General features: G+C 64.0%; 24 protein-coding genes. 12 read left to right on the forward strand and 12 right to left on the reverse strand.

Features of this window, described 5'->3' with window-relative positions; translation table 11 throughout:
* Nucleotides 1–3 precede the first annotated feature (3 nt).
* Genes NMG80_RS20755 through NMG80_RS20770 form a run of 4 tightly spaced genes read left to right on the forward strand, consistent with a single transcriptional unit; the run spans nt 4 to nt 3012 of the window.
* Entirely contained in the window at nt 4–1116 is a 1113-nt protein-coding gene (locus NMG80_RS20755; RefSeq protein ID WP_254019831.1) for a mandelate racemase/muconate lactonizing enzyme family protein, read from the forward strand.
* Between the two features lie 10 nt (nt 1117–1126).
* Entirely contained in the window at nt 1127–1456 is a 330-nt protein-coding gene (locus NMG80_RS20760) for an L-rhamnose mutarotase (protein ID WP_254019832.1), read from the forward strand.
* Nucleotides 1449–2525 (forward strand): Gfo/Idh/MocA family protein, encoded by a 1077-nt coding sequence (locus NMG80_RS20765; protein ID WP_254019833.1) that lies wholly within the window; start codon nt 1449–1451, stop codon nt 2523–2525. The genes NMG80_RS20760 and NMG80_RS20765 overlap by 8 nt, the downstream gene beginning before the upstream one ends.
* Before the next feature lies 1 nt (nt 2526).
* Nucleotides 2527–3012 (forward strand): MaoC/PaaZ C-terminal domain-containing protein, encoded by a 486-nt coding sequence (locus tag NMG80_RS20770; protein ID WP_254019834.1) that lies wholly within the window; start codon nt 2527–2529, stop codon nt 3010–3012.
* Nucleotides 3013–3072: 60 nt separating this feature from the next.
* Here NMG80_RS20770 and NMG80_RS20775 read toward each other — a convergent pair whose 3' ends face one another.
* Both NMG80_RS20775 and NMG80_RS20780 read right to left on the reverse strand, forming a co-directional pair.
* A complete protein-coding gene (locus tag NMG80_RS20775) occupies nt 3073–3723 on the reverse strand; it encodes a Vgb family protein (RefSeq protein ID WP_254019835.1) in 651 nt (216 codons plus the stop codon).
* A 40-nt stretch (nt 3724–3763) separates the two neighbouring features.
* Nucleotides 3764–4984, reverse strand: coding sequence for a helix-turn-helix domain-containing protein (locus NMG80_RS20780; RefSeq protein WP_254019836.1), 1221 nt, complete (start codon nt 4982–4984; stop codon nt 3764–3766).
* A 136-nt stretch (nt 4985–5120) separates the two neighbouring features.
* Between NMG80_RS20780 and NMG80_RS20785 the strand changes: the two genes are divergently transcribed.
* Together NMG80_RS20785 and NMG80_RS20790 are read left to right on the forward strand one after the other, a co-directional pair.
* Nucleotides 5121–5888: a DUF899 domain-containing protein gene (locus NMG80_RS20785; RefSeq protein WP_254019837.1), complete on the forward strand. Its 768-nt coding sequence runs from the start codon at nt 5121–5123 to the stop codon at nt 5886–5888.
* Nucleotides 5889–5894: 6 nt separating this feature from the next.
* Nucleotides 5895–6200 (forward strand): hypothetical protein, encoded by a 306-nt coding sequence (locus NMG80_RS20790; RefSeq protein ID WP_436798645.1) that lies wholly within the window; start codon nt 5895–5897, stop codon nt 6198–6200.
* Between the two features lie 96 nt (nt 6201–6296).
* Here NMG80_RS20790 and NMG80_RS20795 read toward each other — a convergent pair whose 3' ends face one another.
* The 5 genes from NMG80_RS20795 to ehuB are packed head-to-tail and all read right to left on the reverse strand — an operon-like array spanning nt 6297 to nt 10109.
* Complete coding sequence (locus NMG80_RS20795) at nt 6297–7028, reverse strand: GntR family transcriptional regulator (protein ID WP_254019838.1); 732 nt, start codon at nt 7026–7028, stop codon at nt 6297–6299.
* Nucleotides 7025–7804 (reverse strand): ectoine/hydroxyectoine ABC transporter ATP-binding protein EhuA, encoded by a 780-nt coding sequence (ehuA, locus tag NMG80_RS20800; protein WP_095495146.1) that lies wholly within the window; start codon nt 7802–7804, stop codon nt 7025–7027. The genes NMG80_RS20795 and ehuA overlap by 4 nt, the downstream gene beginning before the upstream one ends.
* Complete coding sequence (ehuD, locus tag NMG80_RS20805; protein ID WP_023800464.1) at nt 7801–8460, reverse strand: ectoine/hydroxyectoine ABC transporter permease subunit EhuD; 660 nt, start codon at nt 8458–8460, stop codon at nt 7801–7803. Before ehuD ends, ehuA begins: the two co-directional genes overlap by 4 nt.
* Nucleotides 8457–9185 carry an ectoine/hydroxyectoine ABC transporter permease subunit EhuC gene (ehuC, locus tag NMG80_RS20810; protein ID WP_254019839.1) on the reverse strand — a complete coding sequence of 243 codons (729 nt, stop codon included), beginning with the start codon at nt 9183–9185 and terminating at the stop codon, nt 8457–8459. Before ehuC ends, ehuD begins: the two co-directional genes overlap by 4 nt.
* 54 nt (nt 9186–9239) lie before the next feature.
* Nucleotides 9240–10109 (reverse strand): ectoine/hydroxyectoine ABC transporter substrate-binding protein EhuB, encoded by an 870-nt coding sequence (gene ehuB / locus NMG80_RS20815; protein ID WP_254019840.1) that lies wholly within the window; start codon nt 10107–10109, stop codon nt 9240–9242.
* A 219-nt stretch (nt 10110–10328) separates the two neighbouring features.
* Between ehuB and NMG80_RS20820 the strand changes: the two genes are divergently transcribed.
* The 6 genes from NMG80_RS20820 to NMG80_RS20845 all read left to right on the forward strand — a co-directional run bounded on the left by NMG80_RS20820 (nt 10329) and on the right by NMG80_RS20845 (nt 17765).
* Nucleotides 10329–11519, forward strand: coding sequence for a M24 family metallopeptidase (locus tag NMG80_RS20820; protein ID WP_254019841.1), 1191 nt, complete (start codon nt 10329–10331; stop codon nt 11517–11519).
* A gap of 79 nt (nt 11520–11598) precedes the next feature.
* Nucleotides 11599–12747: a M24 family metallopeptidase gene (locus NMG80_RS20825; protein ID WP_254019842.1), complete on the forward strand. Its 1149-nt coding sequence runs from the start codon at nt 11599–11601 to the stop codon at nt 12745–12747.
* Between the two features lie 10 nt (nt 12748–12757).
* Nucleotides 12758–14014 carry a sarcosine oxidase subunit beta family protein gene (locus tag NMG80_RS20830; RefSeq protein ID WP_254019843.1) on the forward strand — a complete coding sequence of 419 codons (1257 nt, stop codon included), beginning with the start codon at nt 12758–12760 and terminating at the stop codon, nt 14012–14014.
* 13 nt (nt 14015–14027) lie between these two features.
* A complete protein-coding gene (locus tag NMG80_RS20835) occupies nt 14028–14324 on the forward strand; it encodes a sarcosine oxidase subunit delta (RefSeq protein ID WP_436798646.1) in 297 nt (98 codons plus the stop codon).
* Nucleotides 14321–17275 (forward strand): sarcosine oxidase subunit alpha family protein, encoded by a 2955-nt coding sequence (locus NMG80_RS20840; RefSeq protein ID WP_254019844.1) that lies wholly within the window; start codon nt 14321–14323, stop codon nt 17273–17275. Before NMG80_RS20835 ends, NMG80_RS20840 begins: the two co-directional genes overlap by 4 nt.
* Nucleotides 17268–17765, forward strand: a complete 498-nt coding sequence (locus tag NMG80_RS20845; protein ID WP_254019845.1) for a sarcosine oxidase subunit gamma family protein — start codon at nt 17268–17270, stop codon at nt 17763–17765. The genes NMG80_RS20840 and NMG80_RS20845 overlap by 8 nt, the downstream gene beginning before the upstream one ends.
* Before the next feature lie 27 nt (nt 17766–17792).
* On the opposite strand, the gene NMG80_RS20850 is transcribed toward NMG80_RS20845, so the two are convergent.
* From NMG80_RS20850 to NMG80_RS20870, 5 genes are read right to left on the reverse strand one after another with little or no spacing between them, the layout of a single operon-like run.
* Nucleotides 17793–18824, reverse strand: coding sequence for a phosphotransferase family protein (locus tag NMG80_RS20850; RefSeq protein WP_254019846.1), 1032 nt, complete (start codon nt 18822–18824; stop codon nt 17793–17795).
* A 31-nt stretch (nt 18825–18855) separates the two neighbouring features.
* Nucleotides 18856–20067, reverse strand: coding sequence for an acyl-CoA dehydrogenase family protein (locus tag NMG80_RS20855; protein ID WP_254019847.1), 1212 nt, complete (start codon nt 20065–20067; stop codon nt 18856–18858).
* Nucleotides 20068–20107: 40 nt separating this feature from the next.
* Nucleotides 20108–20260 (reverse strand): hypothetical protein, encoded by a 153-nt coding sequence (locus NMG80_RS20860; protein WP_254019848.1) that lies wholly within the window; start codon nt 20258–20260, stop codon nt 20108–20110.
* Nucleotides 20261–20304: 44 nt separating this feature from the next.
* Nucleotides 20305–21267 carry a 3,5-dioxohexanoate:acetyl-CoA acetone transferase gene (gene kce, locus NMG80_RS20865; RefSeq protein WP_254019849.1) on the reverse strand — a complete coding sequence of 321 codons (963 nt, stop codon included), beginning with the start codon at nt 21265–21267 and terminating at the stop codon, nt 20305–20307.
* Nucleotides 21264–22211, reverse strand: a complete 948-nt coding sequence (locus NMG80_RS20870) for a 3-hydroxyacyl-CoA dehydrogenase (RefSeq protein ID WP_254019850.1) — start codon at nt 22209–22211, stop codon at nt 21264–21266. The genes kce and NMG80_RS20870 overlap by 4 nt, the downstream gene beginning before the upstream one ends.
* Nucleotides 22212–22219 lie beyond the last annotated feature (8 nt).

Consider the following 22219-nt stretch of genomic DNA (forward strand, 5'->3'; position numbering starts at 1 on the left):
GTCATGGCAAAGATCGAAAAAATCGAACTGCGCATGGTCGACCTGGTGCCGAAGGTCAAGCGCACCGACGCGATCCAGAGTTTTGTCAGCCAGGAAACGCCGATCGTCACCATCACCGACGCCGACGGCGCAGTCGGCACCGGCTACAGCTACACGATCGGCACCGGCGGCTCCTCGGTGATGCGGCTCTTGGCCGATCACCTTGCACCGCGGCTGATCGGCCGTGACGCCGACACGATTGAGGCGATCTGGCACGAGCTCGAATTTGCCACCCACGCCACGACGATCGGCGCGATCACGGCAATCGCGCTCGCGGCCATCGATACGGCGCTGTGGGATCTCCGGGCGAAGAAGCAAAACCTGCCGCTGTGGAAGCTGGCCGGCGGCGCCAAGGACCGCTGTCCGCTCTACACGACCGAAGGCGGCTGGCTGCACATCGAGACCGAGGCGCTGGTCGAGGACGCGCTTGCCGCCAAGGCCAAGGGTTTTCGCGGCTCGAAGGTCAAGATCGGCAAGCCGCACGGCTCCGAGGATCTCGCCCGGCTGACCGCGGTGCGCCAGGCGGTCGGCTCATCCTACGAGATCATGACCGACTGCAACCAGCGCTTTTCCGTCGACGAGGCGATCCGCCGGGCGGAGCGGCTGCGCGATCTCGACCTCGCCTGGATCGAGGAACCGCTGCCGGCCGACGACATAGACGGCCATGTGCGGCTGTCGAATGCGACGTCGACGCCGATCGCCATTGGCGAGTCGCTCTACTCGATCCGGCATTTCCGCGAGTATATGCAAAAAGGCGGCTGCTCGATCGTGCAGGTCGATGTCGGCCGCATCGGCGGCATCACGCCCTGGCTCAAGGTGGCGCATGCGGCCGAGGCGTTCGACATCCCGGTCTGCCCACATTTCCTGATGGAACTGCATGTCAGCCTGACCTGCGCGGTTCAGAACGGCAGATATGTCGAGTATATTCCCCAGCTTGACGAGTTGACCGCCAAGAAAATGCGCATCGAGAACGGGCACGCATTGGCGCCGGACGAGCCCGGCATCGGCATCGACTGGGACTGGGACGCCGTCAAGGCGAAGAGCATCGCGGAATTCACGACCGATATAAAAAAATAGGGAGCCGGACATGCAGCGGATGGGAATGGTGCTCGGCCTCAAGCCGGAAAAGGTCACTGAATATGTGCGGCTTCACGCTGCCGTCTGGCCTGACGTGCTGGCCATGATTTCCGCCTGCAACATCAAGAATTATTCGATCTACCTCAAGGAGCCGGAGCACCTGCTGTTCAGTTATTTCGAATATCACGGCACCGACTATGTCGCCGACATGGCCAAGATGGCCGCCGATCCCAGGACGCAGGAATGGTGGGCGCTGTGCATGCCTTGCCAGGAGCCGCTACCGACCCGCAAGGAGGGCGAGTGGTGGGCATCGATGGACGAAGTCTTCCATCATGACTGATGGCGTTTTCGACCCAGCCGCGCTCGCCCAGTCCTGGGCGCAGCCGTCGAAGCCGACGCCGATCGTGATTTTCGGTGCCGGCTCGATCGTCGGCGACGCCCATTTCCCGGCCTATGCGAAAGCCGGCTTTCCGGTCGCCGGGCTTTTCGATCCCGACCACGCCAAGGCGGAAAAACTCGCGGCCAAATGGGGCGTCGCCGCTTACCGGTCGGTCGAGGAGGCCGCTGCGACCAGGGACGTCGTCTTCGACCTGGCGACGCCGCCGGCTCATCATGCCGGCGTGCTCAGGGCGTTGCCCGACGGTGCGGTGGCGCTGATCCAGAAGCCGATGGGCAGCGATCTCACCGAGGCGACCGAGATCCTCGAAATCTGCCGCTCTAAAAACCTGAAAGCGGCGGTGAATTTCCAACTCCGCTTTGCGCCGATGATGCTGGCGCTGAAGGATGCGATCGCCAGGGGCTGGCTGGGCGAGGTGGTCGATTTCGACGCCTGGCTGGCGCTTGCCACGCCTTGGCAGCTGTGGGAGTTCCTGTTGAAGGCGCCGCGCGTCGAGATCGCCATGCATTCAATCCACTATCTCGACCTGATCCGGCAATTGCTCGGCGATCCCAGAGGCGTTCACGCCAAGACGCTCGGTCATCCCGGCCACAAGGTTCCGCAAACGCGCACCAGCGCGATCCTCGACTATGGCGATACAGTTCGCTGTGCGCTGTCGATCAATCACGATCATAAATTTGGCCGAAAACACCAGGCCTGCGAGTTCCGCATCTGCGGAACCGAGGGCGCCGCCTATCTCAAGCTCGGACTCAATCTCGACTATCCGCGCGGCGAGCCTGATATTCTTGAAATCTATCCGAAGGGCGGCTCCGACTGGATTACGGTGCCGCTCGTCGGCGAGTGGTTTCCGGACGCCTTTGTCGGCCGCATGGCCAATGTCCAGCGCTATGCATCAGGCGACGACGCCGAACTTGTCAGTTCCGTCGAGGACGCCTGGAACACCATGGCACTGGTCGAGGCCGCCTACCAATCGAGCGCGGCGCCGGCAACACCGATCGCGGCGAGGCCCTGATATGGAGCAGACGATCTATTTCGAGGATTACCAGATCGGCTCGTCGCGCATGACCAGCGGACGCACCATCACCGAGACCGACTTCGTCGTTCATGCCGGCCATACCGGCGATTTCTTTCCCCACCACATGGACGCCGAGTTCATGAAGACGACGCCGTTCGGCCAGCGCATCGCGCATGGCACGCTGGTGTTTTCGGTCGGCGTCGGACTGACGGCAAGCGTCATAAACCCGGTCGCCTTCTCCTATGGCTATGACAGGTTGCGCTTCATCAAGCCGGTGTTCATCGGCGATACGATCAAGACCCGCACCACCATCTCGGCCAAGGAAGACGACCCGAAGCGGCCGGAGTCGGGTCGCATCATCGAGCGCTGCGAGGTGATAAACCAAAATGGCGATGTGGTCCTGGTGGCTGACCATATCTACATCGTCGAGCGCCGCGACAAGCCGAAGCGGTTAGGGCTCCAGCGATCCGGTCCGCCGCATTGATTGCCGCTCCCGGCGGACGGTTCGTCAAAGGGGAAAGCGTGCCCGCGAGGGCCGCTTCGGTTATTTGCTCGTGGAGCCTCGCCTGGGTCGGCGGATGGCTCTCACCTTGCCGCTGTTTCCACCGCCGCAAAAAAATTGGTCGCCACCATCGGACTCGAGCCCCGACACGCCTGTTCCAGGCGGCATATCAAGCTTCTCCAGAACCTTTCCGGTTTCAGGATCTATCCGCCTGACGTCGCTCTCGTCGCCTTCCCAGGTGCCGTGCCAGAGTTCGCCGTCGATCCAGGTGACCCCTGTGACGATACGGTTGGAATCGATTGTGCGAAGAACTGCCCCTGTCTGGGGGTCGATCTGATGGATTTTGCGACCGCGATTCTGACCCACCCAAAGTGAGCCTTCGGCCCAGGCGAGCCCGGAGTCGCCGCCGCCACCTGGCGCTGGAATCGTGGCGAGCACGCGGCCAGTGTTGGGATCGATCTTCTGGATGCGGTCTTCGGCGATCTGGAACAGGTGCTGGCCGTCGAACGCCGTTCCTGCGTGCGCGGCGACATCGATCGCGCGCACCACCTTCCCGCTCGCAGGATCCAAAGCGTTCAGTCTGTCTCCTGACGCAAACCAGACGTGCTGACCGTCGAACGTAACCCCAGCCACCTGGTCGACACCCGCAAAGGGTCCATATTCGCGGAGGACTTCGGCTGCAGATCGTTTCATGCTTCTCCTCCAGGCTCAAATCTGTTGAATTGTCCCGACATTAGTAACCCGACAGTGAGCCGGGGAGTAACAAGATTGTCGGGAATCCCGGCACGGGCGGGGTCATCCAACGGCGCGCTCGCCCGCGGCCGTACGACTGCACCTTGCCTGCTGCCGCAAGCTGCTCGAGCGATCGCTGCACGGTGCGCGAGCTGGCTCCGAGCGCAATTGCGAGCGCCGAGCTCGACCACGACTCGCCATCGGCGAGGAAGGCGAGCACCGCTGCATGCGGCTCGTCCACGGGCGGCGCCAGCACCACGACATCGCGTGGGCGGCGCGGCTTAAGCGCAAAGCCTCGCTTGGTCGCGCTCACATCTGCCAGTGACCGCAGCTCCACCCGAAGCCGACCGACTTCGACCCGCAACCGGGCGCGATGTGATTCATCGGCGTGCTTGCCGCCGAAGGCGCGGGCGACGAGCGTGCTCCGCGGCACGTCCGCGGGCCAGGCTTCGCCCAGCGCGCGCGCAAGCGCGAACAGGACCGGGCGCGTCGCCAGCGAGACGATCATGCCGGCGTCCCGCACGACATTGCGGCAGGCGTCGACGACGAGCGCCCCCGACGCCAGCAGCGCTTCGACATCCTCGAGCAGGAGCGGGCGCTCCTCACCACGCGCGATCAGCCGCGCCGCGGGCGTGTTCATCACCTGGGATGCATCTTCAACCTCGACCGTCAGCGCTGGAATGTCCGCCTGGCGGGCGGCGTGCTCGGCCCGCGCGAGCGCAGCCCGCGCCGCCTTGGTGCGGAGGCGGCGTATCGCGATCCCCGCAGTCACCAGCTCGTGGGCGGCCCTCGACGCGGGTGGGAGCGTTGTCGGGTCGAACCCCGCGAGCCTGCTCTCGGCCTCATCGAGGCGTCCGATCAGGAGCAGGCGCCGAGCTTCGAGATTGCGCGCATGCGCGGCATTGACGTGGTCGCCGTGCTTTTCAAGCGTCGACCGCGCCGCGTCGAGCGCCTTCGCCGGCCAGCCGAGGTCGCGCGAGACGAGCGCGATCTCGGCTTCGGCGACGACGCACCTCGCGCGTGCCACTGCCTCTTTCGGACCGAAGGCGCGCGCAGCACTTTTGAGGAGAGCCTTTGCTCGAACGAGATCGCCGAGCTGCGCCATCGCGATGCCGCGCAGCGCAAGCGCAGGCGCATCGTCACGCAGGGCGACCCGCTTCAAAGCGCCGAGAGGATCACCCGTCGCAAGGGCGCGCGCCGCAGCGGTGATCAGCGAGTCCATCGGAATCCCGTCACACTTGTAACTCTCACCATTCGAAATCCGGTCCTAATCTATCTCAGGACCAACAACCAGCGCGCCGTAGGAAGAAGGTGCAACGAGGCAGGACATAGAGGACAGAACATAGAGGAGAAGAACGATGCCGACACCCAGGACCGGGAGACGTGAGGAGTGGCTGGCAGCGCGGCTTGATCTGCTCAAGGCGGAGAAGGAGCTCACGCGACAAAGCGACGAGGTGGCGCGGCGGCGGCAGGAATTGCCTTGGGTTCGGATCGATAAGGATTACCGATTCGAGACCGACAAAGGCAGCGCTTCACTGGCAGACCTTTTCAGGGGACGCTCGCAGCTCCTCGTCTACCACTTCATGTTCGGGCCCGATTACACGGCGGGCTGTCCGGCCTGCTCAGCGATCGCGGATGGATTCGACGGCTTCGTCGTCCACCTGGCCAATCACGACGTCACGCTTTCGGCGGTATCGCGGGCACCGCTCGCGAAGCTGCAGGCGTACAAGGGGCGGATGGGATGGACGTTCCCCTGGGCCTCCTCACACGGCAGCGACTTCAATTTCGACTTCGACGTTTCGTTCACCGAGGAGCAGCAGCGCGAAGGCATCGAATACAACTATGTCCGCGAGGCGCCTCTCGCCGAGATACCCTCGCGTACGACTGCCGACGGCTCCGAGACGTTCGCTGCAATGAGCGGAACAGACATGGCCACGTACACGCGCGAGAGGCCAGGCATGAGCACGTTCGTGCTCGAGGACGGCGTCGTCTACCACGCCTATTCCACCTATGCGCGCGGACTGGACGGCCTCTGGGGCATGTATCAGTGGCTCGACCGCGCGCCCCGAGGGCGTAACGAGACGGGCGTCTGGTGGCGCCGCCACGACGAGTACCGCCAGGGCTGACGTTCGATGACACTGCACTCCAACCACACGCAGAAGATGCCGCCGGCAGGCAGCGGATCTGCCGATTTCCCAAGCGACAACGTCGCCGCCCGCGGCGCGGCCGACTGGCTATCCCTGGCAGCCGCGCCAACCTTCGCAATGATGGCGCTGCTGACGGCCGTTACCGGTGATGCCGACATGATCTGCTCGGCGGCGCAAGATGCGTCACCGCTGAACGGGATGGTCATGATGTACTCGCTGATGAGCGCCTCCCATTTGGCGCCTTGGCTGAAGCTGGTTGCCGGCCGACGAAGCGCTGTCCACCGGTCGTGATCCGGCGTTCGCCGGATCAAACGGCAACCGGCGCGACCTGGCGTAGCCCCGACATGGCGAGTCATGCCCGGCGGTAGAGGGAATTCAGAGCGTAAATTACGGAGTTCCGCCGGACATGTGGGCCTCGCCCGCATGACGCATCATGCGGCGAAAACTCATCGAGATATGAGCCCGCCTTATGTGCCCGATGGACTCCCAGTCGCCGATCTCGGCGGCGGCAAGCACCTCTTCCATTTCGCGGCGGAACGCAGTGAACTCCTCGACAAGGCCCAACTGCGGCATCATCTTCAGGACGACGCGCGCGACTTGAAAGTACAGGCGCTCGCTGATCTCGCGCAGCGGCTGGTTGCCGGTCATCGCCGTGAGCTCGTAGAAAAAATCCATGTTGAGGCGCAGGAAAGCGCGCTGGTCGGGATTGAGCACATCGGAATCGCAGCGCGCGATGAGTGCCCTTATCCGGTCGAGGTCGTCCGCCGTGCGCGGGATGGGCGAAAGCTTGCCGACGAGGAGCGCCAGTTCCAGGCGCAAATGATAGACCTGCTGCAATTCCTCGATGTCGACGTCGGTGACGATCGTTCCGACACCATGGACGGATTGAACCAGACCCTCGGATTCGAGGCGCGCCAGGACACGGCGAACCGGCGTGCGGCTGATCTGGAATTCCTGGGCAAGCTCTTCCTCGGAGAGATGGCTACCCGGCGCGTAGTCGAGCAGGCAGATACGGTCGCGCAGTATCCGGTAGATACGCTCGAACCGCTCACGCGCCGAAAGCGGACGCGGCGGCGCAGCGGTCGAGGCCAGCGGCGAGGCATCCGTCTCAAGCGTCATCCAGCCTCCAGGACAGCGTGCAGGAACTGCCGCGTCCGCTCGTTCTTGGGGGCGCCGAACAACTCGCTTGGCGGCCCCTGCTCGCATATTTTGCCGGCATGGAAAAAGCAGACGCGATCAGAGAATTCCTTGGCAAATCCCATCTGGTGGGTGACCATCAGCATGGTGAGGTCATGTTCCCTGCCGAGTTTTCGGATGACTTCAAGCACTTCGCCGACGAGTTCGGGGTCGAGTGCCGAGGTCACCTCGTCGAACAGCATGATCTTGGGCCGCATGGCGCAAGCGCGGGCGATGGCGACACGCTGCTGCTGGCCGCCGGAAAGCTGCGAGGGATAGTGGTCCTTTTTCTCCGACAAGCCGACCATGTCGAGCAGTTCGGCCGCACGCGCCTCGGCATCGGCCCGCTTCATGCCGAGCACGGTTATCGGTGCCTCGATGCAGTTCTGCATCGCCGTCATGTGCGGGAACAGGTTGAACGACTGGAATACCATGCCGATCTTGGCGCGGATCTTGCGGATGTGCGCGAGATCGGCGGGAACAAGCTTGCCGTTCCTCTCCATGTGGGTGAGCGGCTCGCCTTCGACCCAGATGACGCCGTCATTGATCGTCTCCAGCGTCATCAGCATACGCAGCACCGTGGTCTTGCCGGAGCCGGACGGCCCGATGATGGAGACCTTCTCGCCGCGTGCTATTTCCAGATTCAGCCCGTCGAGAACGGTCAGCGCGCCGTAGCGTTTGGAAACATTGTCGAAGCGGACCATCGGTTGTTCCGTCATCGCATGGTCCTCCGGTTGAGCAAGCCTTCGAGGGAGCGAATGAGCGCAGCGGAAACCAGGCTCATGGCAAGGAAGAACAGGCCGACCAGCGTCATCGGCTCAGTGTAGCGGAAGGTTTCGGATCCGATGATCTTGGCCGTCTGCATCAGTTCCAGCACGGCGATTGCGGAAAGCAATGGCGTCTCCTTGAACAAGGCAACCAGATAGTTGCCGAGCGCCGGAACGATCGGCGGGATCGCCTGCGGAATGATGATGTCGCGAAACGTCGTCCAGGCTGACAGATTGAGCGCGACCGAGGCTTCCCACTGGCCGCGATGGATGTTGTCGAAGCCGGCGCGATAGACTTCGGAACAATAGGCTGCGTAGTGGATGCCGATGGCAAGCACCCCGGCGGTGAAGGCGTCGAGCACGACGCCAAATTTCGGAAAAACAAAATAGAGAAAGAATATCTGGATCAGCAGTGGGGTCGACCGGATCAGTTCGACCAGCACCGAAATCGTCCAGCCGGTCCACGGCACGGCGATGCGGACGACCGCCAGCACCAGGCCAAGCGAGGCGGCAAGCGCAAAGCCGATCAGCGTCGCCTCGATGGAAACGATGGCGGCGCTGGCGAGCACCGGCAGGATTTCAAAAGCAAATGCCCAGTCCCAGATCATGCTGCCTTCCCCCGCGCCAGTCCGAGCGATGCCCGCCTTTCGAGAAGCCGCATCCCGATGGTCACAACCAGCGACATTGCCAGGTACATCAGCAGGACGAGGGTGAAGATCGGAATGGTCTTGAACGTGTTCTGGTTCATTTGCTGCGCCTTGAAGGCGAGGTCCGAGAGCGTGATCAGCGAGACCAGCGCTGTCGATTTCAAAAGCTCGATGAACAGATTGCCCCAAGGCGGGATCATGGCGACGAAAGCCTGCGGCAGGATGATCCGGCGCAACATCTGGGGGCGGCTCATGTTCAGTGCGGTAGACGCCTCCCACTGTCCGCGGGCGACGGACTGGATCGCACCGCGCACGACTTCCGACCCGTAAGCACCAACGTTCAGGCCGAGCGCCAGGACAGCAACCAGAAATGCGTCAAGCGTGACACCGAATTGCGGCAGCACGAAAAACAGCCAAAACAATTGCACCAGCGCCGACGTGCCGCGGAAGATCTCGACATAGACCGTGGCCAGCCATCTGAGCGGCGCCGGGCCATACATCCTTGCCAGCGCCGCCAGCACGCCCATGACAATTGCCAGCAGGCTGCCGAGGATAGCGATCTCAATCGTCAGGACCGCGCCTTGCAGCAGCCCCGGCATAAACACTTTGTAAGATTCCTGTGTTGCCAAGGCACCGATCACGACAAGCGCGACGGCCAGCATGGCAACGAGCGTCCGGATTCCCATGCGGATTCCCCCAGGAAAAGGGGCGGCGCTTTCGCGCCGCCAGCAGTTGGGAACCTAGTTGCCCGCGCAAAGCTCCGCGGTGGTCTTGTTTGGGAGGTAGTCCTTGCCGAAGCCGAGCGGCTCGACCAGCGCGATGTGCTCCGGCGAACCGAGGAACGTCTTCAGTTCGGCGTTGAACGCCTCCAGCAGATCGGTGTCTTCCTTGCGGAAGCCGAAGCCGCCATGGCCTTTCACCGACTTGCCGGCAACCTCGCCGAACGGCTTGGTCGATTCGACGCCGTCGGCCTTCTTGGCCATGTCGGCGATCGAAAGAGCGGTTAGTGCGGCAGCGTCGGCGCGGCCCGACTGGACGGCGGCGACCAGACTGGACTGGTCGGGCAAGGCAACGATCTGCCCTGCGGCGACGCCAGCGTCCTTGGCATAGCCGCCCTCGACGGCGCCAGCCATAACGGCGAGCTTGAGATCCGGGTTTTCCTTGAAGCTGGAAAAGTCCTTCACGCCCTTCGGATTGCCCTTTGCCACCAGCATGGCCTGACCGATGCCGTAGGACGGCTCGGAGAAATTGATCTCGGCGCAGCGCTTCGGATTGATGAACATGCCGGCGGCGATGATATCGAAGCGGCCGGCCTTGAGACCTGGGATAAGCGAGCCGAATTCGGTCAGCACGCCGTCAACCTGCGAGATACCCATCTTGGCGAGCACCGCCTTGGCCACCTCCGGCGCTTCGCCGGTCAGCTTGCCGTCAGGCGTGGCGAAACCAAACGGCGCCTCGTTGGCAAAGCCGACGCGGATGTAGCCGTCCTTCTTGGCCCGTTCGAGGGTGGTTTCCGCATAAGCGGGCAGCGCCGTGAGTGATGTCGCGGCAAGCGCCAGGCAGGCGGCGGCTTTCACGACCATCCGGCGCGATATCGATGATTTGAACATGCTTTTCTCCCATTGAACAACTGACTGATGATTCCCAGGGCGCGGCCTTCTTCGAGGTCGACACCTGCTCGTCCAAGACGTATACAACTGCCCTAGACATTGTGCAAGCCAAGATATAAAAACCACAGAAAGTCTGTGACAATCCATAGCAGACCAAAAAATATTGCCTTAGTTGTGCACAATTTAAGAAAAACCAGCGTACCGGTAGGTGGGATTTCGGTGGCGAGCGCGAGCGGTTTCGGGACTTTCACGCAAGCGGAGTATGCGCAGCGCCTGGCCGGCGTGAAGTCACGCATGGAGAAGGCCGGCTTCGACCTCATCATCTGTCAGGATCCAGCCAATATGTGCTGGCTGACCGGCTATGACGGATGGTCGTTCTATGTTCCGCAATGCGTGCTCGTCCATCTGGACGAAGACCGGCCGATCTGGTTCGGCAGGGCGCAGGATGCCAGGAGCGCACGCCTGACCACCGGCCTGCCGGAGAAGAACATCGTGCCGTTTTCGGAACGGCTGGTGCAGCAGCCCGTCGAACACCCCTATGACGAACTCGCCCAGCTGATCCGGTCGCGTGGCTGGGGAACCGCCCGCATCGGCGTCGAAATGGACGCGCATTATTACACCGCGCGCTGCCATGCCCATCTCGTCAGCGGGCTGCCTGACGCGCACTTCGCCAACAACCACGATCTCGTCAACTGGGCGCGGCTGATCAAATCCAAAGCCGAGCTGGTGCTGATCCGCGAGGCCGGTGCGATCTGCACGCACGCCATGAAACGCGCCATAGAAAAAATGCGGCCCGGCGTGCCGCAGAACCATGTCATTGCGGAAATCTATCACGCACAGATCATGGGCGTGCCTGGAGCGGGCGGCGACTATGCCGCGATCTGTCCGCTGATGCCTGTCGGCGAGGGCACCAGCACGCCGCATCTGACCTGGTCAGACGCGCCGCTGCCGGACAGCGGCCTCGCCATTCTGGAGATCGCCGGGGTGCGGCGGCGCTATCATGCGGCGCTGACGCGGACCGTACATTTCGGCAAGCCGCCGCAAGCCATCGTCGACATGGCCAAGGCGATCGTCGAAGGCGTCGACGCCGGCCTTGAGAAGGCGCGCCCCGGCTACACCGCCGAAGAGGTGGAAGCCGCCTGGCAGGCAGTATTGAGGAAGAACGGGCTGAAGAAGGAGAGCCGCGTCGGCTATCCGGTCGGGCTCGCCTACCCGCCCGATTGGGGCGAACGCACCGCAAGCCTTCGTCCCGGCGACACCACCGAGATGCAGTCCGGGATGTGCTTCCATTTCATGGCCGGCGTTTGGCTCGACGATTTCGGCATCGCCATATCGGAATCCTTCGTCGTCACGGATCACGGCGGCGAACGCCTCTGCGACGTGGCGCGCGAACTCATCGTCATCGACTGAGAAATGACGGACGGGAAGCCGGTCACTGACGAAAGAACCATGCCGGCAACGAAACCGGTAACCAGCACGAGGACGCCTGATGGACCGTAATCCGTTTTCCGAAGCCGAAACCGCCGGCCGCCTTATCAGGGTTCGCACGGCGCTGGCCGAGCGCGAGCTCGACGCGGCGGTCTTTGCTTCGCCGGAGAACGTCTTTTACTTCACCGGGCTCGATCACTGGGGATATTTTGCCCCTCACCTGCTGATCGTCCCGCTTGAAGGGAAACCTGTTCTGGTCACCCGCTCGATGGAAAAGGTGACGATCGAGAAACAGGTGACGGCAGCGGAATTCCGCGGCCATTCCGACAGCGAAACGGCGGCCGACCTCGCCGCGCGGGTGCTTGCGGAACTCAGCCTGTCCGGCAAGCGGATCGGCCTCGAATACTGGACGGCCGGCCTCAGCCATGGGCTTGCCGTCGCACTGCAGACGCAGGCCGATGCGAGATGGAGCGATGTTTCCGGGCTGGTCGACAGGATGCGGCGGGTGAAGAGCGCCGAGGAACAGGCACTGATGCGTCAGGCGGCACAAGTGACCGACGCCGCCGCCGGCGCCGCGATCGCCGCGATCTCGGACGGCGCGTCCGAACAGGAGGTTGCGGCCCAATGCGTTGCGGCGATGATCCGCGCCGGCGGTCATGCTCCGGGCTTCGGACCTTTCATCCGCCCGGCCAAGCGCCTGGGCGAGGAGCACACGACCTGGGGCGACGGGATCTACCGCAAGGGCGAGCCGGTCTTCGTCGAACTGTCCGGCTGCATCTCGCGTTATCACGCGCCGCTCGGCCGGCTCGTCCGCATCGGCTATATCAGCGACGAAGACGCCGCGATGGCGGAGGTGACCGCCAGGGCGTTCGATGCCGTCGTCGAGGCACTCAGGCCCGGTGCCAGAGCGCGCGACGTCTACGCCGCCTGGCAAGCCGTCGCCGACGAGGCCGGTTTTTCCCACTATCGCCGCCATCACTGCGGCTACCTGGTCGGCGCCGGACAGCCGCCATCATGGACCGGCGGCAATTCGGTGACCGGCTTGAGGCACGATTCCGACCTCGAGATCGAGACCGGGATGAGCTTCCACATCCTGTCGTGGCTGATGGGCACCGGCCGCGGCGACGACTTCGTCTCCAACACCGTGCTTCTGACCGACGCGGGCGCCGAAGTGCTTACCCGTACGCCGGCCGGCCCGATCGTTCGATAGGCCCGCACGCATGTCGCGCTACTCGGCATTTTCGATTTTCCGCAACGCGCTGTCTGGCCAGAAGAACTGGCAGCGCGCCTGGCGGGCAGCGGAGCCAAAACCGTCCTACGACGTGATCGTCATCGGCGGCGGTGGACACGGCCTCGCTACCGCGTTCTACCTCGCCGAGAACCACGGCATCCGCAATGTCGCGGTGCTCGAAAAAGGCTATATCGGCGGCGGCAATGTCGGCCGCAACACCACCGTCATCCGCTCCAACTACCTGCTCGACGGCAACACCCAGTTCTACGAATTCTCGATGAAACTCTGGGAGAACATGTCGCGGGCGCTGAATTTCAACGTCATGTTCTCGCAGCGCGGCCAGCTCGTCACCGCGCATTCGGCCGATCAGCTCGACGGCTTCAGCCACCGCGCCAACATCATGCGGCTGAACGGCATCGATGCCGATATCCTCGACCGCGACGAGGTGCGCCAACTGGTGCCCTATCTCGATTTTTCCGACACGGCCCGCTTTCCGATCCATGGCGCCATCTTCCAGGGCCGGGCGGGCACGGCGCGCCACGACGCCGTCGCCTGGGGCTATGCGCGCGCCGCCGACGGCCATGGCGTCGACATTATCCAGAACTGCGAGGTGACAGGCTTCCTCCGCGACGGCGACAGTATCGTCGGCGTCGAAACGACAAAAGGCCGGATCGGCGCCGGCAAGGTCGGCCTCGCTGTTGCCGGTCATACATCCGTGCTCGGCGCCAAGGCCGGCCTTGAACTGCCGATCGAAAGCCACGTCCTGCAGGCCTTCGTCACCGAACCGCTGAAGCCGTTGGTAGATCACGTCGTCGCCTACGGTGCTGACCATTTCTACGTCAGCCAGTCGGACAAGGGCGGGCTGGTCTTCGGCGGCAATCTCGACGGCTACAATTCCTACGCCCAGCGCGGCAATCTCGGCGTCGTGCGCGAAGTGGCGGAGGCGGCGATTGCGCTGATGCCGTGTATTTCCCGCGTCCGCCTGCTGCGCCATTGGGGCGGCGTCATGGACATGACGCCCGATGCCAGCCCGATCATCTGCCTGACACCGATCGAGGGCCTCCTTCTCAACGGCGGCTGGTGCTATGGCGGCTTCAAGGCGACGCCGGCTTCCGGCTGGTGCTTCGCCCACACGATCGCCACCGGCAAGCCGCACCCCTTGATCGCAGCCTACGGGCTCGATCGTTTCCGCACCGGCCGCACGCTCGACGAGGCCGGCGCCGGCCCCTCAGCCTGGCTGCAATAGGAGGCGGAACAAAATGCTGCGCATCGAATGCCCCTGCTGCGGTCTGCGCGACCATGAAGAGTTCCGCTACGGCGGCGATGCTTCCGTCACGCGTCCGGCCCACGACGATCCCGATCCGCAGGCCTGGTACGCTTATGTCTATCTCAGGGCGAACCCGGCAGGCCCGCACCGCGAATTCTGGCAGCACGTGATCGGTTGCCGCCAATGGCTGGTGGTCGAACGCGACACGCGCAACCACGCCATCGCATCGGTCGAGCTGGCCAGGAAATTAGCCCCAAGGAAATCGCTGGCCAGGAAATCACCGGCATGAATTCGAACCACAAGCGGTTGTCGATCGGTGGCCGTATCGATCGCGAGCAGCCGGTCGAGTTTACCTTCGACGGCCGGAGCCTGATCGGATATCGCGGCGACACGCTTGCCTCCGCGCTGCTCGCCAACGGCGTCACCCTGGTCGGGCGCAGCTTCAAATATCATCGTCCGCGCGGCATCTTTTCCGCCGGGCCCGAAGAGCCGAATGCGCTGGTCACGCTCGCAACCGCAGGCAGGCGCCAGCCGAACCTTCCGGCGACGACACTGGAACTCGAAGACGGCCTAGTCGCGGAGAGCCAGAACCGCTGGCCTTCGCTTGCCTTTGACGTGCAAAGCATCAACGGCCTGTTGGCGCCGTTCCTTTCGGCCGGCTTCTACTACAAGACCTTCATGGGCCCGACGCGCCGCGCCTGGATGTTCTACGAGCACTTCATTCGCAAGGCGGCCGGGCTGGGCAGGGCCGGCACCGACCCCGATCCCGACCGTTACGAGGTTCGTCATGCGTTTGCCGACGTCGCAATCATCGGCGGCGGCCCGGCGGGATTGTCGGCGGCGCGTGCTGCCGCAGCGGCCGGCGCGCGGGTCGCGCTGATCGAACAGGATTTCCTGCTCGGCGGCCAGCTTCTGGCGGAGCCGTCCGACAGCGCAGCGGCCGCATGGTTGAGGCAGACCGAGGCCGAGCTGGAGGGCTCCGAAACCGTCACCCTGATGAAGCGGACAACCGCCTTCGGCATCTATGACGGCAATGTCATCGGACTGGTCGGGCAATGCGACCCAAGCAATCCGCAGCCGGCCGGCGAAGTGCTGCAGACGTTCACCGTGCTTCGCGCCCGCTCGATCGTTTTTGCCACCGGCGCCATCGAGCGGCCAATGGTATTCTCCAACAACGACCGGCCCGGCGTCATGCTTGCGTCGGCCGCCCGTAGCTATCTCAACCGTTTCGCCGTCCTGCCCGGCAAGAAAATCATCGTCGCCACCAGTAATGACGGCGCCTGGCGGACCGCCTTCGACTATGCCGCAGGCGGCGCAGAGGTGACGGTTGCCGACCTGCGCGCAGCACCGCCCGCCGCACTTGCCGCAGAAGCCGCACGGCTCGGCGTGATGGTGCGGGCCGCAACGCGCATCGTCGACCTTAACGGCGGCCATGCCGTCAGGCGGGCAACGCTCAGCGGACCGGACGGCCAGTCCGAGGCCGCCTGCGACCTGGTCTGCGTGTCCGGCGGCTGGTCGCCAACCGTGCATCTCACCTCGCATCTTGGCGTAAAACCTCAATATCGCGACGACATCAGCGGCTTCGTGCCGGGCGCGTTGCCGGCGGACCGGTTCGGCGCCGGCTCGATGATGGGAATTTTTTCGACCGCCGATGCTATCGAGGACGGTCATCGCGCCGGCGCCGAGGCGGCATGGTTCTGCGGCAAGTCGGCGCCGGTGCCCGCTCCGTCGAAGCTCGATCTCGGCGAGACCGCCGCGGCCCCGTTTCGCGAAATCCCTTCTCTCGGCCGTGGAAAGGCGTTCGTCGATTTCCAGATGGACGTGACGACCGGGGATATCGAGCTCGCCCATCGCGAGGGCTATGAATCGGTCGAGCACCTGAAGCGCTACACCACGCTCGGCATGGGCACCGACCAGGGCAAGACCAGCAATTTTCCAGCGCTTGCCGCGATGGCGGCGTTACGCAACGCAACGATACAGGAGACCGGCGCCACAACCTTTCGACCGCCCTATACGCCGGTCGCCATCGGTGCGCTTGCCGGACGCGCCATCGGCCATCATTTCAAGCCGATCCGCCGCACGCCGATGCACGACTGGCACATGGCGAACGGCGCCGAGATGCTGGAGGTCGGGCTCTGGATGCGCCCCTATTTCTACAGGCAGTCCGGGCGTGACGTGAACGAAGCCTATGTCGCCGAAATGCGGACTGTGCGCCAGGCCGCAGGCCTGATGGACATCTCCACTCTCGGCAAGATCGACGTCCAGGGCCCGGATGCCGCGATTTTCCTCGATCGCATCTACGCCAACGGCTTTGCCAAACTGCCGGTTGGCCGTGCGCGCTACGGCGTCATGCTGCGCGACGACGGCATCATCTTCGACGACGGCACCACGACGCGGCTGGCCGAGAACCGGTTCTTCATGACCACCTCGACCGCCAAGGCCGCCGACGTGCTGTCGCGTCTTGAATTCCTGCTCGATACGGCCTGGCCGGATTTGCGCGTAGCCGTGACCTCGGTGAGCGATGAATGGGCGGCGATGTCGGTTGCCGGACCGAAAAGCCGCGCAATTCTGAGTGCCGCGTTTCCCGCTCTCAATGTTTCCGACGCGGCACTTGCGCATATGGGATTGCTCGAAAGCGAATGGCGGAGCCGTGCGCTCCGCATCCTGCGCCTCAGTTATTCCGGCGAGCGCGCCTACGAAATCTATGTCGGCGCAACTGCCGGTGAACAGATTTGGAGCCGCCTGCTCGAAGCCGGCAGGCCGCTCGACCTGAAACCTTACGGCGTCGAGGCGCTTGGCGCGCTGCGCGTCGAAAAGGGCCATGTCGCCGGACCTGAAATCGATGGGCGCACGACGCTCGACGATCTCGGCCTCGGCCGCATGGCCGGCAAGCGCACCGGCTTCGTCGGCGACGTGCTGCGACGGCGCCCCGCCTTCCAGGCGCCCGACCGCCAGCGCCTGGTCGGACTGGAATGCATCGAGGAGGGAAAACGCCTTCGCGGTGGCGCCATCCTGTTCCTGCCGGGCGAGAAACCTTACGGCCACGGGCGCGGCCGCGTGACTTCCGTCACCTTCAGCCCCGAACGCGGCCACTATGTCGGGCTGGCCTTGCTTGCCGGCGATGTCGCTAGCGAAGGAAGCGAGGTCGTGGCCGTCTATCCGATGAAAGCCGAAACGGTCCGTGCCCGAATCGTCTCGCCGGTATTCCTCGATCCGCAAGGAGAGCGCCTGCATGGCTAGCCCGGATTTCAGCCTGTCCGTGGTCGATTGCCCGCTCATCCAGATGGAGGGCTGGGACGGCACGCTGGGGCAGTTCGAATCGAGCCTTTCGGCGTCGCTCGGCACGAAACTTCCCGCCTCGGTCGGAGAGACAGTCCGCCACAACGGTCTCCTCGTCATCCGCGTTGCACCTCGCCGTCTCTGGCTGGCTCTCGACGACGGCGCGCAAGCACCTTCGCTTGCCGTCGACCCGGATCTCGGCTGTTCGGTTTCTCTCGGCGAGGGCCGCGTGCGTTTCAGAATGGCTGGGGCCGACGTCGCGCGGGTCCTCTCCAAATGCATCACTGCCGACTGGCGCGCGCCGGCGGCCGCCCCGGGCCGCGCCGTGCTGACATCCTTGCACCATGTGCCCGTGCTCTTCCTGCGCACCGGCGAGACCGCGTGCGAACTCATCGTGCCGCGAAGTTTTTCGCAAAGCCTCTCGGATTGGATTGCTGACGCCGCCGGGTAGGGAAAGGACCAGGCGCGAACGCTCCCCTCAGGAGCCACTCCACGGTCTCGCTCCTTGGATGATCTCTTGAGCACGTGCGGCAAAGCGACCGGCGAGAGGCGACTTGCTGGCGGCATCGGCCGACGCCGCGCTGCCTGCCCGCGCCCGGTCGGCGATGCCGACGAAGATCACCGCGAAACGGAACAGCGAAAAAACCAGATGGAAACGTTGCAGGGGCGCAGTCGGCACGGCATGCGCGAAATAGTGGTCGAGGAATTCGCGCTGGCTGGGGATGCCGAGGGTGGCATGATCGAGGCCGCGGATGCCGCCATATTCGTCCGGGGTCGAATGCCAGGTCATCGAGCAAAAGCCGAGATCGGCGAGCGGATGGCCGATCGTCGACAGTTCCCAATCGAGAATGCCGATCACCTCCGGTTTGTCGGGATGGAACAGCAGATTGCCAAGGCGGAAGTCGCCATGGGCGATCGACACGCGCCCATCATCAGTGGGCAAGTGCTGCGGCAGCCAGTCGGCGACCGCTTCGAGTGCCGGAATTCTGTCGCTCGGCGATTGCCTGAGCTGCCTGGTCCAGCGGTCTATCTGGCGCTCGAAATAGTTGCCGGGCCGGCCGTAGTCGCCGAGACCGACCTCGTCGGGACGGACAGCATGCAGTTTGGCCATCGCCTCGGCCATGCCGAAATAGACGCCGCGTCGCTCCGTCGGGACAAGGCCAGGCAGCGAACAGTCATGGAAGACGCGACCATCCAGCCGCTCCATCAGGTAGAACGGCGTGCCGAGCGGCTCGGCGCCGGCGTGATAGAGCACCGGCCGCGGCACCGGGACGTTGGTCGGTGCGAGCGCTTCAAGTACGCGGAACTCGCGGTCGACGGCATGCGCCCCGCGCAGGATCGGCCCTGCCGGCTTCTTGCGTAGCACCATGCGATGCGCACCATAGTCGACGAAGTAGGTCGGGTTGGACTGCCCGCCGCCGATCCGCTCGAGCGTCATTGCGGCATCGCCGAAGCGGTTCGCGAGAAAGCCCTTCAATGCCGCAGGATCGAAATCCGCATTCAACGGCATCTTTTCCTCCTGAGATGCCACGCCGTGTCCGCTATGCCGCACCTTCGACGGTCCAGCGCCAAAAACCCCTCTCCTCTTCGTTGAGGAAACGGTTCAGCACCATCTTGTGGACCTCATCGGCGCCGTCGACCAGCCGCGCCTGGCGCGCATAGCGGTAGATCCATTCGAGCACTGTGTCCTTGGAATAGCCTCGCGCGCCATTGATCTGGATCGCGACATCTGCCGCGTCATGCAGCACATTGGCGACCTGGACCTTGGCCATCGACACTTCCTTGCGGGCAAAGCCGCCGCGGTCCAGCTCCCACGCAGCCTTCATCACCAGGATGCGGCCGATCTCGATGCGCATCGCGAGGTCGCCGAGCTTCAGCTGGACGCTTTCGCGGTCGGCGAGGCGCTGGCCGAAACTGTGGCGTTCGGCAGCGTAGGCGCGCGCGATCTCGACGCAGCGCTTCGACAATCCGAGCCAGCGCATGCAGTGGGTAAGCCGAGCCGGGCCGAGCCGCACCTGCGTCACCTTCATGCCGCTGCCCTCGCCAACCAGCATGTCTTCGACAGGGATTTCGAGCCCATCGAATTCCAACTCGCAATGCCCGCCATGCTCCTCCGGGCCCATGATCTCGATGCGGCGCGTGATGCGCCAGCCCGGCTGGTCCTTGTGGAACAACAGGGCCGACAGACCATGGCGCGGATCGTCCGAGGTTCGCGCGACCAGAATAAAATGGCTGGCCTGCTGCGCGCCGGTGATGAACCATTTGCGGCCGGTCACCACATAATTGTCGCCGCGCCGTTCAGCACGCGTCATGATCATCGAAGGGTCCGAGCCGCCTCCGGGATGCGGTTCGGTCATGGCAAAGGCCGAGCGCACGTTGCCCTCGACGATCGGCTTCAGCCATTTTTCCTTTTGCGCTGGCGTGCCGAGTGCCTCCAGAACCATCATGTTGCCGTCGTCGGGCGCTGCCGAATTGAACACCACGGGTCCGAAGATCGACCGGTTCATCTCCTCATAGCAGACTGCAGTATCCATCTTGCCGAGACCGGCGCCGCCGCTTTCGGGCTTGAGCTGCAGGCACCACAGGCTCGCCATACGCGCCCTGGCGCGAAGCCTCTCCAGCAGCGGCAAGGCGATATTTCCATGCCCGTCATAGGACGTCTTGTCGGCCTCGAGCGGCAGGATCTCACGCTCGACGAAGTCGGCAATGCGAACGCGGTAATCTTCGGTACGGGCGGGAATGTCGAAGTTCATGGACAAACTCTGAGTGAAGCTAGGTGGTGACGATCGACCTCTATTGACGAGAACGCCGAACAGCAAAATCCAGCGCGCGCTCGTATACGCGCCCGTCGAAACTGTCGATCCAGTAGAGGCGCTCCTGCGCTACGTCCCACAGCGGCCCCTCGCCCAGCGTGGTCTTCACGTCCACCACGATTTCGATCTTCATGCCGTCCTCCTCCGTTGGCACCGTGAGGCGATAGGCGAGCCGCCTCAGAACGCGACCTTGTCGCCGCCCTTCAATGACAGGATCTCGCGCGCCTCGTCGGGCGTCGCCACCTCCATGCCAAGCCCTTCGATGATCTTGCGGGCAAGCACCACCTGCTCGGCGTTCGATTTGGCAAGCTTGCCCTTGCCGGCCCAAAGACTGTCTTCGAGCCCGACGCGGATGTTGCCGCCAAGCGCTGCCGACTGCGCCGCGATGCGCAACTGGCTGGCGCCGGCGCCGAGCACCGACCAGCGGAACTGGTCGCCGAACAGCCGGTCGGCGGTGCGCTTCATATGAGCGACGTCTTCGGGATGCGTGCCTATGCCGCCAAGCAGCCCAAACACCGACTGCACGAAGAACGGCGGCTTCACCAGCCCGCGATCGGCGAAATGCGAGAGGTTGTAGAGATGGGCGATGTCGTAGCACTCGAACTCGAAGCGCGTGCCGTTGTCGTAGCAGGTCGCAAGAATGTACTCGATGTCCTTGAACGAGTTGCGGAAGACCAGGTCGCGCGTCGCTTCCAGATGCGGCCTTTCCCAGTCGAACTTGAACGTCTGGTATTTGTCGACGAGGTGATAGAGGCCGAAATTGATCGAGCCCATATTGAGCGAGGCGACCTCAGGCTTGAACTCGGCGGCCGGGCGCACGCGCTCCTCGACCTTCATGTAGGGGCTGCCGCCGGTGGTGATGTTGATGGCGGCATTGGTGGCCTGCTTGATGCGCGGCAGGAAACGGGCGAAGGCCGCCGGCGTCTGGTCGGGCTTGCCGGTGTCGGGATCGCGGGCATGCAGATGCAGGATCGCCGCACCCGCCTCCGCGGCCGCGATCGCCTCGGCGGCGATCTGGTCCGGCGTGATCGGCAGATAGGGCGACATAGTCGGCGTGTGGATCGCCCCGGTCACCGCACAGGTGATGATAATTTTGCTCCTGGTCTGCGTAGCGCCGGGCTTGCGGCTTGTTTCCGTCATCGTCCAAACTCCTGATCCGATTTTTTCTTGTGCGCCGCCAGCGCCATCAGCCGGCGGTCGCGCCACACCTGCCGTTCGCCGAGTTCGTCCCGCGGCAGCCGCTTGCGGCGGTCGGCCTCTACCGTTTCGATGACCTCGCCGGCCCAGTCAACACGGCGCAGCATCTGCGGAAAAATGTTGGAATAGATCGACTGATAACGCTCGACATAGTCGCGTACGCCGCCCGGCGCATTGAGGTCGATCGTTTCGAACGGTCCCATGAACGACCAGCGCAGCGCCAGCCCGTCGCGAATGCCGATATCGACGTCCTCAACGCTGGCATAGCCGTCGGCGACAAGTCGAAAAGCCTCCTCCAGCAGCGCGCCCTGCAGGCGGTTCATGATGAAGCCGTCGAGCTCCTGCTTCATCACCAGCGGCGCGTGGCCTGCGGCGACGAGGAAGGCGCGGGTCCTTTCGACCGTCTCGGGGGAGGTCCATGGCGCCGGCACGACTTCCGCGGCCGGGATGAGGTAGGGCGGATTGATCGGATGCACGACCAGGCAGCGGTGCCGCCCTTGCAGATGATCGGTGAATTTCGACGGCAGCAACGCTGAGGTGGAACTGGCGATCACCGCTTGCGGAGCGGCCCATGCATCGATCAGGGAGAACACCTCGCGCTTGACGTCCAGACGTTCGGGCGTGTTCTCCTGGATATGGACCGCGTCCGCCAGCGTCTCGCCCAGTTCCGCAACGACGGCGATGCGACCAAGCACGGCATCGATTGCCTGTCTGCGCAGCAGATCGTTCGCGGCGAGGTCGCCGAGCACGCCGGCGATATAATCATGCGCGCCGGTCGTCGCGGCCGGCGACTGGTCCCACATCCGCACGTCATGACCGGCGCGGGCAAAACTGATCGCCCAGGCCCGCCCGATGAAGCCGCTGCCGACAATTGCTACTTTCACCATGGTCGGGC

The organism is Mesorhizobium escarrei, from assembly GCF_935825525.1.
GTDB lineage: Bacteria > Pseudomonadota > Alphaproteobacteria > Rhizobiales > Rhizobiaceae > Mesorhizobium > Mesorhizobium escarrei.

What these genes read in the sequence shown, in the direction of transcription:
- NMG80_RS20845 (WP_254019845.1), top strand. Translation starts at nt 17,268, where the DNA reads ATGGCTAGCCCGGATTTCAGCCTGTCCGTGGTCGATTGCCCGCTCATC.
- NMG80_RS20760 (WP_254019832.1), top strand. Translation starts at nt 1,127, where the DNA reads ATGCAGCGGATGGGAATGGTGCTCGGCCTCAAGCCGGAAAAGGTCACT.
- NMG80_RS20780 (WP_254019836.1), bottom strand. Translation starts at nt 4,984, where the DNA reads ATGGACTCGCTGATCACCGCTGCGGCGCGCGCCCTTGCGACGGGTGAT.
- NMG80_RS20855 (WP_254019847.1), bottom strand. Translation starts at nt 20,067, where the DNA reads ATGAACTTCGACATTCCCGCCCGTACCGAAGATTACCGCGTTCGCATT.
- ehuD (WP_023800464.1), bottom strand. Translation starts at nt 8,460, where the DNA reads ATGATCTGGGACTGGGCATTTGCTTTTGAAATCCTGCCGGTGCTCGCC.
- NMG80_RS20795 (WP_254019838.1), bottom strand. Translation starts at nt 7,028, where the DNA reads ATGACGCTTGAGACGGATGCCTCGCCGCTGGCCTCGACCGCTGCGCCG.
- NMG80_RS20755 (WP_254019831.1), top strand. Translation starts at nt 4, where the DNA reads ATGGCAAAGATCGAAAAAATCGAACTGCGCATGGTCGACCTGGTGCCG.
- kce (WP_254019849.1), bottom strand. Translation starts at nt 21,267, where the DNA reads ATGACGGAAACAAGCCGCAAGCCCGGCGCTACGCAGACCAGGAGCAAA.
- NMG80_RS20825 (WP_254019842.1), top strand. Translation starts at nt 11,599, where the DNA reads ATGGACCGTAATCCGTTTTCCGAAGCCGAAACCGCCGGCCGCCTTATC.
- NMG80_RS20840 (WP_254019844.1), top strand. Translation starts at nt 14,321, where the DNA reads ATGAATTCGAACCACAAGCGGTTGTCGATCGGTGGCCGTATCGATCGC.
- NMG80_RS20765 (WP_254019833.1), top strand. Translation starts at nt 1,449, where the DNA reads ATGACTGATGGCGTTTTCGACCCAGCCGCGCTCGCCCAGTCCTGGGCG.
- NMG80_RS20860 (WP_254019848.1), bottom strand. Translation starts at nt 20,260, where the DNA reads ATGAAGATCGAAATCGTGGTGGACGTGAAGACCACGCTGGGCGAGGGG.
- ehuA (WP_095495146.1), bottom strand. Translation starts at nt 7,804, where the DNA reads ATGACGGAACAACCGATGGTCCGCTTCGACAATGTTTCCAAACGCTAC.
- NMG80_RS20790 (WP_436798645.1), top strand. Translation starts at nt 5,895, where the DNA reads ATGACACTGCACTCCAACCACACGCAGAAGATGCCGCCGGCAGGCAGC.
- ehuC (WP_254019839.1), bottom strand. Translation starts at nt 9,185, where the DNA reads ATGGGAATCCGGACGCTCGTTGCCATGCTGGCCGTCGCGCTTGTCGTG.
- NMG80_RS20775 (WP_254019835.1), bottom strand. Translation starts at nt 3,723, where the DNA reads ATGAAACGATCTGCAGCCGAAGTCCTCCGCGAATATGGACCCTTTGCG.
- NMG80_RS20870 (WP_254019850.1), bottom strand. Translation starts at nt 22,211, where the DNA reads ATGGTGAAAGTAGCAATTGTCGGCAGCGGCTTCATCGGGCGGGCCTGG.
- NMG80_RS20770 (WP_254019834.1), top strand. Translation starts at nt 2,527, where the DNA reads ATGGAGCAGACGATCTATTTCGAGGATTACCAGATCGGCTCGTCGCGC.
- ehuB (WP_254019840.1), bottom strand. Translation starts at nt 10,109, where the DNA reads ATGTTCAAATCATCGATATCGCGCCGGATGGTCGTGAAAGCCGCCGCC.
- NMG80_RS20830 (WP_254019843.1), top strand. Translation starts at nt 12,758, where the DNA reads ATGTCGCGCTACTCGGCATTTTCGATTTTCCGCAACGCGCTGTCTGGC.
- NMG80_RS20835 (WP_436798646.1), top strand. Translation starts at nt 14,028, where the DNA reads ATGCTGCGCATCGAATGCCCCTGCTGCGGTCTGCGCGACCATGAAGAG.
- NMG80_RS20785 (WP_254019837.1), top strand. Translation starts at nt 5,121, where the DNA reads ATGCCGACACCCAGGACCGGGAGACGTGAGGAGTGGCTGGCAGCGCGG.
- NMG80_RS20850 (WP_254019846.1), bottom strand. Translation starts at nt 18,824, where the DNA reads ATGCCGTTGAATGCGGATTTCGATCCTGCGGCATTGAAGGGCTTTCTC.